The organism is Serpentinicella alkaliphila (assembly GCF_018141405.1).
GTDB lineage: Bacteria > Bacillota > Clostridia > Peptostreptococcales > Natronincolaceae > Serpentinicella > Serpentinicella alkaliphila.
In genome coordinates, this window is sequence record NZ_CP058648.1 from 766,868 (window position 1) to 782,633 (window position 15,766).

A 15,766-nucleotide genomic window follows, 5' to 3' on the forward strand; every position below is an offset into this window, starting at 1 on the left:
TATAAAAAGAAGGAGGAAAAAATTATGGAAATGGCTAAAATTACATGAAAAGGACAAATTACAATACCAATAGCGATAAGAAAGAGATTAAAACTTAAAGAAGGGGACAAAGTTCTTTTTATTCAGGAGGGGGATAAAATTATATTTGCCAACGCATCAATTATATCTCTCGAGAAAATATAAAATTAAATGAAGAGTGTGGCGGAATAAGTCGGTATTTACTCAGAAGAAGATATTGCAAATTTAGTTAAAGAAGTGAGGAAAGAAGCTCAGGAGAAAAAATATGAGAATAATGATTGATACTAATGTAATCATTTCGGCTATTTTATTTCCGATCTAGTAGGCGCTTAGGGATGTTGAAATACGAGATGGTTTTATAAATTATTTAAAAAAGCTGGAAAATTACTCTCCAGCTTTTTTAAATCTATGCTAATTCAAGCTCCTCTTTATTTACACTAACTACAACAGCCCCATCTATTTCAATTAATTGCTGATCTCCCGGTATAAATATCCCTTCAGCTATAATCTTTTCCATAACAGCCTTTACTTCAGCTCCTGTAAGATTTTCCTTTGCGTTAACTATATTAATTCTTACTATTTTATTTTGATTATTTTTAAACACCATCTCTAAAGTCCTGCTCAAGCCCTCACCTCCCAGTAGCTTTATACTCTTTTATATCTATCCTCTAAGCTCTTCCTCTTTTACTCTAAAAATTGAGTTAACTGGCTTTTCTTGAAGTCCTAAAATATCTAGCATTACATTATATAGTGTTTCATTATCCACATCAGGTTTTACGTTTCCAAAAGTCCTTGTTGATAGCTTTTCATTTCCATTATCATCAATGGCTTCTACTAATCGAACTCTTAATCTTGAAGTTTCACTTACTACTGATACTGGCATTCCTTCACCTCCTATCTACTTAATAAATGTTTTCTAGACATAATCTTTAGCATATATATTTTAACTTTTTTCTTAATTTTTTTAGTGCGGATGCCTTTATCTTTGCAACTGAAACTAAATGTATATTTCTTTTAATTCCTATGTCATTTAAGGTCATATCATTAAAATAGTAATCCTCAATAATTTCTCTTTGTGTTTTAGTTAAGGCATTAATTGCTTCTTTTATGTGGATAACCTCTTCTTTGTTAACACAATACCCGGGTATATCCACAAGCTTATCAACAATTGTGTCTAAATATGTTAATTCCTCGTCTTTATCCACAGGAGCATCTAAAGAATAGATATTTTTATTTTTTCTACTCCTATTTAAAAAGTAGTGCTTAAGCTTTACTTTAATAAAGCCTAAATAATGAACGCCCTTATCCTTATCAAATTCCTTTAAGCTTTCTAATACAATAAGAACACCTTCGCTATATGCATCCTCATCAAAACCACCTATTCCTCCATACCTTTTCATAGAAGATAAAATTAGTGGTCGTAAATGCCCTATTAGACTCTCTACGGAGACATGTTCTCCGATCAGTGCCTTTTCAACCAATTCTTGAACTGACAATCTCTACACATCCTTAGAAATATATCTTTAATATTTGCCGGCAACAATATTGTAGCGAAAACCATAGGATTGTCATATTTTAGATTAGAAATAATTCAGTTAGCAAATCTACTAATTCATTAGGAAATAATCTTTATTTCCACTTCTTCTTTAAATCAAAAATTGAGCCAACTAGTTAAAACTAATGGGCTCTGCTTATATTATTTTGAAATTTCGAATTTAAGTAATTACTAAAAATTCTAGGGGTGAGATTTTGACTAAAATTCAAAACATATTAGATAATAATGAAACAATTGCTTGTGTTCTAACAGAAACAATTAATAACGTGGGCAATTCAACAAAACTGATTCTTAATTGTGGTAAGCCTATAATTATTCATAAATCCGTTTCATCTGTTTTAAGAGAAATTGCAGAATTCTATGCTATTGATTTAAAGTTACTTAGAAAAAAACAACAAACATATATTCACAATAAATACTACATGCCCTTACCGATAACTAAGTCCCTCTTATTAATCCCTATAAAGACAAAAACTCCAATAGTTCCTAAGGACCCCTCCATAAGCTATATCAACTTTTATTCAATAAAAGAGATAAGTAGTAGCAAGCCTTATATATATCTTAACAATGGCATCAAAATTAAAAGTCTAAATTCTGTTGATACTATTAAAAAGAGGTATTCCCAGGCAAGCATATGTCATAGATTTATGGACTCAGCAAATAGTAATACTGCTTATGATTATCCAGTCACCAAAGCTGATTTAGAGAAACTAAAAGAAGAAATTCTCCATACTCAAAAGTGTTTGATTGAAAGCATAGTTAGACATAAAAAAAACAATCAATTTAGTTAGTAAAGTGTTTATAACGGGTACTAGTTACAAAGCTAGTACCTTTTTATGAATAAAATTAAAATTTAGTTCAGGATCAAGAAAATAACATACATTTAAAACCCAATGGAAGTTAAATGTACCGAGCTAGAATATACTTACTATATAGGCAAGTTTATACTATCTACATATTTTTACATTTAAATTAAATATTATTGTAATGAACACCAAAATTATGATACTATAAAATTGTACTATAATACTATAATAGTACAAAGTTAAATCTGGAGGATTGACTTATGATTAAGCAAAGTGAAATTAAATATAATAGATTAATTGAAACTGCAAGTAAACTATTTATAGAATATGGGTATAAAAATATTACGTTGGATGAAATTGCTAAAGAAGCTGGCATTAGTAAAATGACTATCTATAAACATTTCAATTCCAAGGAAGAGTTATTTTTAGAGGTTTTAATGTCCTTAATGGCTATTCATACTAACTATCTAGAAGAGCAGCTTAAAACTAAAAATGGGACAATTGAAAAGATAGACTATATATTAACCCATAGTTTAGAGGCTTCCCAGGACTATTCCATGGCATTTTATAAGGATGTTATGACTATACCCCTAATAACTGAAAAAGTTATGGCTGAAAAACTAAGAGCTATTAAAAAAATATACGGCGACATTATTAGAGAAGGTGTTGAAAAGGGCGAGATTAGAAATTTAAACGTAGAATTTGCTATAGATATGCTTTCAATGATTGTGGAATCCTTTTCAGAAAAGTTCGCATGTAAAATAAATAGTCAGGAAGAAGTACAATCATTTGCTGAAGATTTTTATGACTTCTTAAAATATGGATTATTTGGAAATGGAGGGGGCAAGGTTGACTGATAATGTAATAATGAAAGTAGAAAACGTAAGTAAACTATATCAAATGGGGGAAGTGACTGTTGCAGCAGCAAAAAATATATCCTTAGAGCTGCTTAAGGGAGAATTTGTTGTTATTCTAGGTCCCAGTGGTTCAGGGAAAAGTACTTTACTAAACATTTTAGGTGGAATGGATTTACCTTCTGAAGGAACCGTCATTATGGAAGGTGAAAATATAACTAATTATAATGACTCTAAACTGACCGCATATAGACGGGAGAAGATTGGTTTCGTATTTCAGTTCTATAATTTAATGTCTAACCTTACTGCAAAGGAAAATGTTGAGTTAGCAACGGAAATTTGTAAGGGTGCATTAGATATTGATGAGGTGATGGAAGCTGTAGGCTTAGGAGATAGAAAAGACCATTTTCCTGCCCAAATGAGTGGTGGGGAACAACAAAGGGTTGCTATAGCAAGGGCTGTTGCTAAAAATCCAGCTTTACTACTATGTGATGAGCCTACGGGGGCTCTAGACTTTAAAACAGGTATTAAAATACTAACTCTATTAAAGGAAATTAATCAAAAATATAATAAAACAGTTGTAATAATTACACATAACGTGCCTATTGGAGATATGGCTGATAGAGTAATTAAAATGAGAAGTGGTGAAATTACGGAAGTTAAAATAAATAAGAATCCAATTCATCCTGAAGGGATTGAGTGGTAGTGAAAAAATTAGATATAAGGCTATTAAGGCTAATAAAAAATTCAAAGGGACAATTTATTTCAATCTCATTAACGGTTATTTTAGCTTTAACAATCTATGTTTCCTTTAGCATGGTAGGAGATAACCTATATGACTCTATATTCCAGTTTTATGACGCAACTAACTTTGGAGATGTTTTTGTTGAAGTTGTAAGGGTACCAAAAACCGCTATTGATCAGCTCCACAATATCGAAGGGGTTGACCTAGCTCAAGGAAGAATCAGCAGTGACGTACCTTTACGGGTAGAGGATCCTGAGGAGAAGGTGACTGTTAGACTTACATCCATTCCGGATGAGAATTTTATAATTAACGACTTCTATATTTTAGATGGGGACCGTATATCTAATGACTCGAAAACTGCAGTGGTACTTAAACAGTTTTCCGATGCTAGGGGTATTCAAATAGATGATAAAATAACACCCTATATAGGTGGCCGGGAGGTGCCTTTAGATGTAGTTGGTATAGTTGGTAGCCCAGAGTATATATATCTTATGGAAAATGAGCAAAGTCTACTACCTGCCCCAGAGAAATTTGGTGTAATATATGTAACTGAGGATTTTGCTCAAACAGTCTTAGGGTACCAGGGTAGCTATAATGAAATAGTTATTAAGATTAAAGAAGGTTATGCCCATAAAATCGATAGTATTATTGACGAAATTGAAGATGAATTAGACCGCTATGGGGTAAGGCGAACAGTAAAGAGAGAAGATCAGTTAAGCCACAGTATGATGATGCAGGAAGTAGAACAATTAGATATGATGTCCACTGCAATCACCCTATTATTTTTAGTTGTTGCAGCTATAATTATTAATATTATGCTTTCTAGAATAGTGAAAAACGATAGAATGTCTATCGGTGTAATGAAGGCTTTGGGTTACTCGAATTTTCAAATAATGCTGCATTATACGAAGTTTTCCTTAGCAATAGGGTTAGTAGGATCAATACTCGGGATTTTGTTAAGTATCCCACTATCCATGTCGTTCACTAGCCTGTATATTCAGTTTATGAATATTCCTACGTTTCAAATGAAGGTCTATTATATTTATTTTGTTTATGGTGTGTTGTTAACAAGTGCCTTTTGTATAATATCAGGATTAATTGGAGCTAGAAGTGTACTTAATATTTTACCTGCAGACTCTATGAAGCCAGAGGCCCCTAAGTCTGGTGGAAGAATCTTTTTAGAACGATTTAAGAAATTATGGAGTAAAATCACATTTAGCTGGAAAATGGTTATCCGAAATATTATGAGAAATAAAAAAAGAGCAGCTTTCTTAGTGCTAGGGATTGCACTAACATATGGTATAACTATGGTTCCAATCTTTATGTCTTCTGTGTGGACCAATTTATTTTCACTGCATTACGGTGAATTTCAAACTATGGGTTATAGTGTTGACTTCACAGTTCCTATGACTAGTAATGCCATAAGAGAGTTATCAAAGATTGTTGATATAGATAAGGTAGAACCCAAAGCGGAAGTCCCTTTTGAACTCCGTAATGGTTGGAGAAAAAAGACTGTAGTTACTGTAGGTTTATTAGAAAATACAGAATTCTACAATTTTAAAAGTCCTAATGGAAAGACTGTTATCTTACCAGAGGATGGCATAATTTTAGCTGATCGTTTGGCTAATTCCTTAGGGGTTAAGGTTGGAGATAAAATACTCATTAAAAATTTTATGCCTGATAAGGATGATACTTATATCGTAGTAACTGGTATTATTGAACAGTATTTAGGAACAAACGCCTATATGAGCATTGATGCCTTAAATGACTTAATAGGCGAAAAAGGTATGATAACAGGCGTATTAATGGACTCTCGGGACGATGTAGTTTCAAAGCTTAGGGATGTTAAAAATATAAGGCAAATACAGTCAGTCGATGATATGATAAATAGTTTCTTAGAGTTTATGGATATGATTATTTACTCTGTAGGAATAATGATGTTATTTGGTGGTATATTAGGCTTCGCCATAGTTTATAACATTACAATTATTAGTATTACAGAAAGAACTATGGAATTTGCCTCTTTAAGGGTGATGGGCTTTGATAAAAAAGAAATCTATAAAATGGTAAGCCGAGAAAATGGATTTATGAGTATACTAGGAATTTTACTTGGCATACCTGTAGGATATGTAATGTGTGGGGGTATAGTATCTTCAATATCAGTAGATATGATTGGTATACCACTAATTATTGAGCCTAAGACCTATGTTATAACTGCCATTGCAACACTTGTATTTGTAACGACTGCTCAGCTTGCAACAATTAGAAAGATTTATAAAATAAACTTTTTAGATGCACTAAAAAATAGAGTTTCCTAGTTTTGAAGCTTATTCTAAAAAAGGAGTGTGAATTAGGTGAAAAATAAGAAAAAGATAATAGTCATTGCTGGAATTATATTAGTACTAACAGTAGTATCAATAGCAATAGGTGGTAAAAATAAAGCAATAGAAGTAAATACAACTAAAGTTGTACTTGGTGATATTACGGAGTATGTTGAAGAACTAGGTGAGGTTAATCTTGAAAATCAAGTTAATATATATTCATCCGTTGCAGGAAAAGTTAATGATGTCTTCGTAGATGTAGGAGATACAGTTAAAATAGGTGATATTTTATTAACTATAGATAATCAGTCTATATTAACTCAAATTAGCATACTTGAGCAAAGTAAATTAGCCTTATTATCTCAATATAACGAAGTTACTGACATGACGAATAAAGAAATTGAGAAGCTAAAATTACAAATTAGCATTATGGAAAATAAGGTGACAGATGCTGAAAAGACTGCTAATAATAGTAAAAAACTTTATGATGCAGGAGCTATAAGTCAGCAAGAATATCAATTAGCACAAACAAAGCTTGAGGTTGAACAGTCTACTCTTACTAGCTTAAATTTAGATTTAGAAATGGCTAAAAGAAATATTGTTGGTGATAAATCAAAGCAGTTTGAGTCACAGCTTCGTCAAATCGATGTTCAAATCGAAGAATTAACCCAAAGGATGAAAGAATTTACTCTTGTATCAACTATAAATGGTACAGTAATCTCAAAGCCTATTGAAGTTGGAAGCTTTGTTCAACCAGGACTTAATTTAATGGGTATAGGGGATAAAGGTGAGCTCTATTTAGAAGGAGATATTTTAGTAGGTGAAATAGTAAATATATCCGAGGGTTCTATCGTTGAAATACACAGTAAAGATTTAGGAATTGACGGGGCTTCTGGAGTTGTTAGGAAAATCCATCCCCAGGCCTTTAGTAAGGTTTCTGACTTAGGTATCCAGCAAAAAAGAGTAAAAGTAGAAGTTACTATGAAGGATAATTTTGAAAAACTAAGACCAGGCTATAATTTAGATATGAAAATTGTTACTTCTAGAAAGGAAAATGTTTTATTAGTTCCTAAAAATGCCGTTTTCTTTTTAGATGGAAAAGATTATGTTTTTATAAATGAAAATAATAGGGCAGTAATTAGAGAAATTGAAAAGGGTATGGAAGCCCAAAGGTTAGTTGAAATAATTAGTGGTTTAAGTGAAGGTGAGGAAGTTATTGTATCTCCAAGCGACAAGCTTAGTGAAGGAGTGGCTATTAAAGCCTCTGAGTTATAGTTACAAGTAAATAATTATTCAATTGAAAACTCTTTCTAATAATAAATTGTTAGAAAGAGTTTTTCTATAACATTTTATAAATTTATATAAATTTAACGAAAGGATAAAATTCAAAAATTAAATCAGCTTTATATAAACTCCTTACGTCTATAATTTCTAATATTTACTAAAATAAAATATAAAAGAATTCCTAAGATTATCCCTATATTATCAATAAATACATCCTTTAAAACACCGCTTCTTCCTGGAATAAAGCTTTGGTATAGCTCATCTAGTACAGCAATTAGATTTCCTATAAGCCAAGTGTAGGTGTATTTTTTTATGCCTTCTATCCCTGTGTGGTTAAGGGCAAATATAATAATTATTGATAGAATAAAATAGTTAAAAATATGTGCATTTTTTCTAACTATATTATGGAGATTATACCTAGCTAAAATATCTAGCTCAAACCTATACTCTATAACAGCAGCCACATCCTCTACTCGCTCCGCAATTTTTAAGCTTTGATCTCTTGAAATATATCCTGGTCTACTAGAAAAATAGAAAATAACCATAACCCAGACTATAACAAAACCCCACCATAATATTTTTTTCAATATATAACTTTCCTTTCAAAATAATGTCTATATTAAATTTTAATACTTTTCTAAGAAAAGTATGCAATTGAAATGTTAAAACCCCTCAATTAATTAAAAATTAATGAAGGGTTTATTATTCTCTATTTTGGATCGATTAATCCACTCATTCTTAATATTTCAATACCTTTATTTTCTAATGCATTTGCAAATTCATTAATTCCTACAGAATCACTTGCCATATGTCCTGCAATAATTACATTTCCTATATTTTGCTCTTTTATAGCCTTTATTACATCCTCTGGCATATGCATAACCACTAGGGTACCGATTCCTGCTTCAAAATATGCCTTTGCTACGTTTATTCCCCCACCGGTTCCACCTGCCATAGTAACAAAAACTCTACCTGCGTAATCATTTTTACTACCAACAATTATTGTTGGCTTAGCTAAGGTTTTTTTATATTCTGGAAGAGTCTCTAGGGCGTCAATAACGTCTTGAAGTGTGGACTTAGGGTTAACCCCTAGCTTTGAATCTAAAACCCCCTGGACTTTTCTTTCTGCTAAAATATCTGTTGGTGAATGTACTCCTATGAATGGCATATTTAACAGTTTTGCAGTTGAAACAGCTCTATCGTAGTTTGATACATGAAAGCCTCTTTGGATCTCTGCCTTTTTTTCACTTAAAGCCTTCTGGGCCTTATTTATTGGAACTCCAGCCTGAACCATCCTATCTATTTGATTATCCATTACCTTATGTAAATCAATTCTTGGACTTCCTCCTGTTGGATGATGTGTAATAACCAAATCTACACCTAATTCTCTTGCTAGCATCATTTCAGCTAGTTCCATATCAATACCTATAGCTACCTTTTTAATATTTTCCCCTTCTACAATAACACCAGAGTCCGGTGGCACCTGGTCTAAACCAGCAAGTTCTAAGGCTATATCCATTATTTCCTTTGTATTCAATGTGATTACCTCCTGTCAATATAAAATAAATTATCATTGTTTATTATACCAAAATAATACTTAAATTTAATATTATTCCTTAATTAATATGCTTATATATTTCTATAGTTACTCCGTAACCGTCACTCATTCGAGTAATAGTCGGTAATCCATTTCTGTTATAAAAGGCGACTAATTTGTTATATGGAATGTTTCCAGGTATAACATCTGCAGATATTACCTCTATTGGTCCCCTTACATATGTACGATTTCCATTTAACATATTCATTACCTTTATGTTTTCATTAATTCTTCTTATTAAATCCTCTAAATTTCGGAGCATAAAGGCACCATGGCCTCTTTTACTATTATTAGATTGAAACCCCCATATTATTACTTTGGGTTCCTCTCCCTCTCGCTTTAGATGGAGTACTGTATGTTTATGAAATGGATATTCTCCATCACCAGAAAAAACAAATGCGGGCTCAACAGCTGTATACCTGTCATTTAAAATAAAGCTTTTTATATTAAAGTAGAAGGCTATTAAATCCTTATTCTTATCTCTTCCAAATTTGAAAAATACACTATCATTACTATGATCCTTATGACTAACAGCCTTACAATAATTTTGTACTTTCTTTATTATAGATAAATCTGAATTGTACTTTTTAATGCTTTCCTTAATATCAATCATAAGTTTTTTTATTTCAACTTCCCCAACTTTACACATTGCACCACAGGGGCTATCTATTAGCTTATCTACTAAATAATTATCTGAGTCTTTAAAATAAGTTTGCCCTTCCTTATACGCTTTTATATAATTTTTATCTATATAATCTCCATTAAATTCTATTACATCTTCTAAGCTATTTTTATCTATACATATGTTTAAATTAGATTGTAAAAGCGAGATATGTCTTTTTAATATCTTTGCTTCCTTCATTTCATGTTCATCATTTGTATCAAGGCTAAATAAATGACATTTTCCTATCTTGCTTCTTCCCCAGCAAACAATAGAATTTATCATTTCAATATACCTCCTCTAAAATATCTTTACTTTAATTTATGTATAGAGGCTTATTTATAGTACCGCCTACTACTTGTGTATTAGATATACTCGTACATAGCTACATATAATCTATTTACCCAAAATAAATAAAGTCATAACTAGTAGCTTTTAATATACTAGCCATGACTCTTTAAATAACTAGAGAAGGTATTCTACCTATTTACCTGATAGCTGTGCTCTTCTTTCTAGATCCTTCTGCTGCTTATACTCATTCAGTAGTCTATCTAATTCTTGACTTTTTTTAACAACCTCCGGCTCGATTAGATTGTTATTGCTGTCAATTACCTTATACAAACTATCTTGAGTTTCTATAATTAGTTTATATAACTCCTTTGAATCCACCTTTATCCCCCTAAAAATTTATTAAGTTTCAATATGCTTGTTCTATATATATCTGCAAACTCAATCTGCATTATTTCTACATTTGATTGAGAAATATCTATAGGTTGTTCATTACCGGATCTATCCTCAATTTCCCTTACAGGTAGTACAATAGTAAACTCAGTCCCCTCACCTAATTTACTACTCACATTAATTTTACCCTCATGCATATCTACAAAGGATTTCACTAAAGATAAGCCTATACCACTTCCTTCTCGGTTTCTATGTAAGCCTTTATCCACCTGTGAAAATCTATTAAAAATATACATAAGCTTGTCCTCTGGTATTCCAATACCAGAGTCATTTACAGAAATCTTAATTTCATCTTCGCTTTTATGAATGTCTACTTTGATATGTCCACCTGATTCTGTAAATTTTATAGCATTAGAAAGCAGATTTAGCATTATCCTTTCTATTTTCTCTGGATCACAGGCAATAATACATTCATCCACATTCGAGAAAAATTCAACATTCAGGTTATGAGCTTTACTATAGTCCTTTATAGATAAAATAATGTTATTTATTAGCCCCACTATATTATAATTATATAGGTCTAGATTGTAAACTCCCGAATGGATTCTAGACATATCAATTATATTGTTAACTAGCCTTAAAGCCTATAACAATTTTGCTTCATTCGTTTATGAATTTTAATATATTTATCAATGTATTCACTGGATGCATCGTTTTTCATATACATATTTTGCAGTTGTAAACTACCGAAGATTACATTTAACGGGGTTCTAAGCTCATGAGAAAGGTTTGTGAAATAATCAGTTTTTATTTTATCTAGGTTATTTTTTAAGTCTAGTTCTTCTTTAATTTTTCTTTTCTCTGAGATGTTAATAAATACGCCTACTGCTTTAAGGGCTTCTCCGCTTACATCATCCCTTTCTGTAACTGTCCCTCTTATGTTAAACCATACCCAGTTACCCTTTGCATCTTTTATTCTTAACTCGTAATCAATATTCTCTACCTCCTGTTTAAAGCACTCTTCCACTTGCTTTCTAAATGCAAAACTATCTTCAGGATGTACTAATCTTAATAGTCTTTTTGATTCAACTATAACCTCTTTATTTGGATATCCAAGCATACGTAAAAAGCTTTCGTTTAGAAAAACCTTTGTTGTTTGTAAATCCCATTCCCAAACACCATCACCAGTTGAGGATATAACATGCTTTAGTATTGCAGCTTCCCTATTTTTCTTTATACTATTTGTTCCGATTGGGTACTTATTACTCACTCCCAGTGATAGATGTTTTTTCATTGCTATTTTTTTCATATATTGCTCTACTAGCTTATCATATCCAATAAAATAGGGGTTAGGCTTTATTAACTGCCTTTCGTTTATTATAACGCTATGCTTATGAGCCATATCCTCTAAAACATATTCAGGAAACTCCTTTTTGTTATAAATGCACATAGCTACTTGTTTATCTCTATCTATACTATTACATTTAAGTTCATACTCCATAAGCTTATCTAGCCCATAATCTTCATGAAGGGCAAATATAGCTTCTCCCATTACTCTAATACCTTTATATCCCTCATTAATGGCTGATTGTTGTTTTTCATGCCAATTTGATATTACAAATCCGTTTTCCCCTAAATATTTATCATTAATACTAAATATCTCTAATTGTCCTACATTAATAAATTTATTGGCATCAATGTTTTTATAAATTAAATCCTGTATTAATAAGTCCTTTGGATATTCGTGAACTACACATACAACTTTATTGTTGTTTATTAATCCATCTATAATATAGTTAATGGCAACATATTTGTAATCTTCAATTGTTGCGTAAAATAAACAGATATGGTCTCCATATCCTATACTGGAATACTCATTATATAAATCATTTTTCACCATGGTCATTTCTCCTTTAGTCGCAATGGGTTAAATTTAAACAGTTAGATTTGTATTTATATGAGTAATTTTGAAAAATAATACAGATTTTTTATTATTCTACACTAATGTCCTAAATTCCTTTACGGCACATCTACTAATGATATAATTTAATAAAAAATTTATTCATACAAAGAACTCCCTTAGCTAGCTAAGGGAGACCTATAGTAAATATAATTATTTATTGATGTCCAAGCAGCTCTTTTTCTTCTTTCTTTCTTCCTTTAACCTTTGCTTTAACTCTAACTGAAATATCATCAACAACCGTATATACTATAGGTATTAATACCAGGGTTAATACCGTTGATAATAGTAATCCGGATATAACTACAATTCCCATAGGTGCCTGCATCTCAGCTCCCTCTCCGATTCCTATTGAAAGTGGCAATAAACCTAAGATTGTAGTTAAAGTCGTCATCAGTATAGGCCTTAATCTTACCCTTCCAGCCGTAGTAATAGCTTCAGCTCTGTCCTTTCCTGCCTCTCTTAAGGTATTAATATAATCCACCAGTACAATACCATTATTAACAACTATACCTGCTAAAATAATAACCCCTATTAATGCAGTTATACCTAAGGCCTTCCCAGTAATTAAAAGTCCTAATAGGGCCCCTGCTAAAGCGATTGGAACTGATAGTATAATAGTAAAAGGATGCAGTAATGATTCAAATTGTGCTGCCATTACCATATAGATTAGTACTATAGCTAAAACTAGTGCTAAGGTTAAATCAGCAAAGGCATCATTCATTTGTTGATTTTGACCCCCTAAAGTATAGCTATATCCATTAGGCATTTCATAAGTCTTCAGTAAATTATCAATATCTTGTGTAACACTTCTTAAATCCCTATCACCAATTTGCCCACTAATGCTTACAACCCTTTGTTGATCCTGCCTATTTATTCTTATAGGTCCTAGTTCTACAGCTACATTAGCAACCTGATTTAAAGGTATATTACCCCCAGTATTTGTTGGTATACTCATTTGCTCAAGATTTCTTAGACTTTCCTTTACGTTCTCTTCTCCCTTAATAATTACGTCTATTTCATCACCATTGCTTTTAAACCTAGTAGCTGTAATCCCTGTAGTTGCATTTCTAACACTATTTGCTATTTGAGCAGTTGTTAAACCGTAGGTAGCAGCATTATGCTTATCAATATATATTAGTACCTCTGGTATTCCTTCACTAAAACTAGTAGTTATTTCCCTTGTATCATTAACAGATTCCACTAGCCTTTTAAAATCCTCTGATATTTCCTGTAATGTCTCTAGATTATCCCCTTTAATACTAATACTAATTGGATCTCCACCCATACCCCCCATGGCGTTTGAGGCTTCGGATACAGCTATTTCTGCCCCTGGAATATCCTTTACTAGCTGTCTAATCTCATCAGCTACTTCCTTTGAGCTTCTTTCCCTTTCCTTAAGTTTCGTTAGAGTAACTGTAACATTAGCTCCGCCTCCACCCATGCCCATAAGGCCTCCACCACCAGCAGAGGAAAATACTATATCAATCTCTTCAACGGACTTTATATTCTCTTCTATTTCTAAAAGTACTTCATTTATTTCGTGAAGCTCAGCCCCAGTAGGTAATGACACACTTATATTTACTTGCCCTTCATCAGATTGAGGGAAAAATTCAAAACCTATAAAAAATACTGAGGATAAACTTCCTATAAAAATTAATATAGCTAGAAAAATAGTTATTTTTCTATGGCCTAAGCTCCAATTAAGCACATTTTTATATGCATTTTCTAATCCAATAAATACTTTATCAAAAGTATCGTAAAAATATTTAAATAGCTTTCTTATGCCTTTTCTCTCTTTAACATCAGTATTATCAACCTTTAACATCTTAGAAGATAACATCGGTATTAAGGTTAATGAGACTACTAAAGATGCAACTAATGAAAAGGTTACTGCTAGGGCCAACTCTTTGAAAAAGCTTGAAATCATTCCTTCTACAAATACTATTGGTAAAAATACAGCTATTGTAGTAAGGGTCGAAGCCGTAACTGCCATTGCAACCTCAGATGCCCCTAGACTTGCGGCTTCTTTTCTTGAGTATCCTTCAGTTCTTAGACGATAAATATTTTCTAGCACAACTATTGCATTATCTACAAGCATACCAACCCCTAGGGCTAATCCCCCTAAAGTCATAAGATTTAGTGTAATATTACCAAAGTATAGTAGTGCAAAGGTTGCTATAACAGCAATAGGAATAGATGTACCTATTATTAAGGTAGATCTAATGTTTCTTAAAAACAAATAAAGTACTAATATGGCAAAGATTCCACCTAAAATAACACTTTTAAATACATTGTCTATTGCTCCAGTTATATATTTAGATTCATCTGATACAATCGTAATTTCCACATTCCCATATTCGTTTCTAAGCTTCTCTATCTCTTCATGAACTAAAGAAGCTACAGCTACTGTATTACTATCAGATTGCTTTTGTATAGAAATATTTATACTATCCTTACCATTTGTTCTTGAAATTGTACTTACTTGCTTTGGTGTTAATTCTATTTCTGCTAAATCACCTAATAAAACAATAGCTCCACCTGGAAGAGTTACGGGAGTTTCTCTAATTTCCTCAATAGTTTTAAACTCACCCATTGTTCTTATAGTTAGCTCTTTCTCTCCATGAATAACATTACCACCGGGTAAATTCATATTCGATGCACCTATAATCTGGGCTAATTGTGTTAAGTTTACACCTAGACTATTTAACATCTGTTGATTTGCCCTAACATGAATTTCGTTTGTATATCCTCCTGTTACATCTACAGAAGCAACGCCTTCTATTCTTTCAATTCTAGGCTTAATAGTGTCTTCAGCTAAAATTTGTAATGCAGCTAAATCTTCGCCATTAGTTAAAGATAATTGAATAATTGGAAAGGCATTAGGATCTATAGTTAATACCATAGGATTATTAATACCATCAGGTAAAAACCCTTTTATTAAATCTATTTTTTCTCTCATTTCTAAAGTAGCAAAGTTCATATCCGTTCCATAGTTAAATTGAACTATAACAACTGAGCTTCCTAAAGAAGATCTGGAAGAAATATTATCTATATTACTTACCGTAGATATGGCCCCTTCTATTGGTCTAGTTATAAGGTTTTCTATTTCATGGGGTCCAACTCCTGAATAGGACGTACTTACTATAGCCACGGGTATTTCCATAGCTGGATATAAATCTACGGGTAACTTAGTTAAGGATATTCCACCAAGTAAAACAATTATTAGCATAATCATTGTGATCATAACTGGCCTTTTTACTGATAACTTAGAAAAGTTCATA

Annotated in this window: 16 protein-coding genes; 6 read left to right on the forward strand and 10 right to left on the reverse strand. The window is 31.9% G+C overall.

Annotated features, from left to right (window positions below; all coding sequences use genetic code 11):
- Positions 1-57 precede the first annotated feature (57 nt).
- Positions 58-183 (forward strand): AbrB/MazE/SpoVT family DNA-binding domain-containing protein, encoded by a 126-nt coding sequence (locus HZR23_RS17995; protein WP_408641303.1) that lies wholly within the window; start codon positions 58-60, stop codon positions 181-183.
- 241 nt (positions 184-424) lie between these two features.
- Here HZR23_RS17995 and HZR23_RS03900 read toward each other — a convergent pair whose 3' ends face one another.
- The 3 genes from HZR23_RS03900 to HZR23_RS03910 are packed head-to-tail and all read right to left on the reverse strand — an operon-like array spanning position 425 to position 1,514.
- The gene (locus HZR23_RS03900) at positions 425-643 is read right to left on the reverse strand and encodes a DUF2922 domain-containing protein (protein WP_132848386.1); all 219 of its coding nucleotides are present in this window, start codon (positions 641-643) and stop codon (positions 425-427) included.
- A 36-nt stretch (positions 644-679) separates the two neighbouring features.
- A complete protein-coding gene (locus HZR23_RS03905; protein ID WP_132848385.1) occupies positions 680-901 on the reverse strand; it encodes a DUF1659 domain-containing protein in 222 nt (73 codons plus the stop codon).
- A gap of 46 nt (positions 902-947) precedes the next feature.
- The gene (locus HZR23_RS03910) at positions 948-1,514 is read right to left on the reverse strand and encodes a sigma-70 family RNA polymerase sigma factor (RefSeq protein ID WP_132848384.1); all 567 of its coding nucleotides are present in this window, start codon (positions 1,512-1,514) and stop codon (positions 948-950) included.
- Between the two features lie 253 nt (positions 1,515-1,767).
- Here HZR23_RS03910 and HZR23_RS03915 point away from each other — a divergent pair, with 253 nt between their 5' ends.
- The 5 genes from HZR23_RS03915 to HZR23_RS03935 all read left to right on the forward strand — a co-directional run bounded on the left by HZR23_RS03915 (position 1,768) and on the right by HZR23_RS03935 (position 7,574).
- Complete coding sequence (locus HZR23_RS03915) at positions 1,768-2,364, forward strand: hypothetical protein (protein ID WP_132848383.1); 597 nt, start codon at positions 1,768-1,770, stop codon at positions 2,362-2,364.
- Positions 2,365-2,639: 275 nt separating this feature from the next.
- Positions 2,640-3,236, forward strand: coding sequence for a TetR/AcrR family transcriptional regulator (locus HZR23_RS03920; protein ID WP_243098217.1), 597 nt, complete (start codon positions 2,640-2,642; stop codon positions 3,234-3,236).
- Positions 3,214-3,939: an ABC transporter ATP-binding protein gene (locus HZR23_RS03925; RefSeq protein WP_132848382.1), complete on the forward strand. Its 726-nt coding sequence runs from the start codon at positions 3,214-3,216 to the stop codon at positions 3,937-3,939. Before HZR23_RS03920 ends, HZR23_RS03925 begins: the two co-directional genes overlap by 23 nt.
- Complete coding sequence (locus HZR23_RS03930; RefSeq protein WP_243098216.1) at positions 3,933-6,296, forward strand: ABC transporter permease; 2,364 nt, start codon at positions 3,933-3,935, stop codon at positions 6,294-6,296. Before HZR23_RS03925 ends, HZR23_RS03930 begins: the two co-directional genes overlap by 7 nt.
- 36 nt (positions 6,297-6,332) lie before the next feature.
- Positions 6,333-7,574 carry an efflux RND transporter periplasmic adaptor subunit gene (locus HZR23_RS03935; RefSeq protein ID WP_132848381.1) on the forward strand — a complete coding sequence of 414 codons (1,242 nt, stop codon included), beginning with the start codon at positions 6,333-6,335 and terminating at the stop codon, positions 7,572-7,574.
- A gap of 128 nt (positions 7,575-7,702) precedes the next feature.
- On the opposite strand, the gene HZR23_RS03940 is transcribed toward HZR23_RS03935, so the two are convergent.
- From HZR23_RS03940 to HZR23_RS03970, 7 genes are all read right to left on the reverse strand, one after another.
- The gene (locus HZR23_RS03940) at positions 7,703-8,170 is read right to left on the reverse strand and encodes a VanZ family protein (RefSeq protein WP_132848380.1); all 468 of its coding nucleotides are present in this window, start codon (positions 8,168-8,170) and stop codon (positions 7,703-7,705) included.
- 122 nt (positions 8,171-8,292) lie between these two features.
- Positions 8,293-9,120: a Nif3-like dinuclear metal center hexameric protein gene (locus HZR23_RS03945; protein WP_132848379.1), complete on the reverse strand. Its 828-nt coding sequence runs from the start codon at positions 9,118-9,120 to the stop codon at positions 8,293-8,295.
- A 79-nt stretch (positions 9,121-9,199) separates the two neighbouring features.
- Positions 9,200-10,126, reverse strand: a complete 927-nt coding sequence (locus HZR23_RS03950; RefSeq protein WP_132848378.1) for a hypothetical protein — start codon at positions 10,124-10,126, stop codon at positions 9,200-9,202.
- Between the two features lie 198 nt (positions 10,127-10,324).
- On the reverse strand, positions 10,325-10,510 hold the full coding sequence (locus HZR23_RS03955; RefSeq protein ID WP_132848377.1) for an aspartyl-phosphate phosphatase Spo0E family protein: 186 nt from the start codon (positions 10,508-10,510) through the stop codon (positions 10,325-10,327).
- A 2-nt stretch (positions 10,511-10,512) separates the two neighbouring features.
- Positions 10,513-11,082 (reverse strand): sensor histidine kinase, encoded by a 570-nt coding sequence (locus HZR23_RS03960; protein WP_207667872.1) that lies wholly within the window; start codon positions 11,080-11,082, stop codon positions 10,513-10,515.
- Between the two features lie 77 nt (positions 11,083-11,159).
- A complete protein-coding gene (locus tag HZR23_RS03965) occupies positions 11,160-12,422 on the reverse strand; it encodes an MEDS domain-containing protein (protein ID WP_165913675.1) in 1,263 nt (420 codons plus the stop codon).
- Positions 12,423-12,639: 217 nt separating this feature from the next.
- Positions 12,640-15,765: an efflux RND transporter permease subunit gene (locus tag HZR23_RS03970; RefSeq protein ID WP_132848374.1), complete on the reverse strand. Its 3,126-nt coding sequence runs from the start codon at positions 15,763-15,765 to the stop codon at positions 12,640-12,642.
- Position 15,766: the final 1 nt, after the last annotated feature.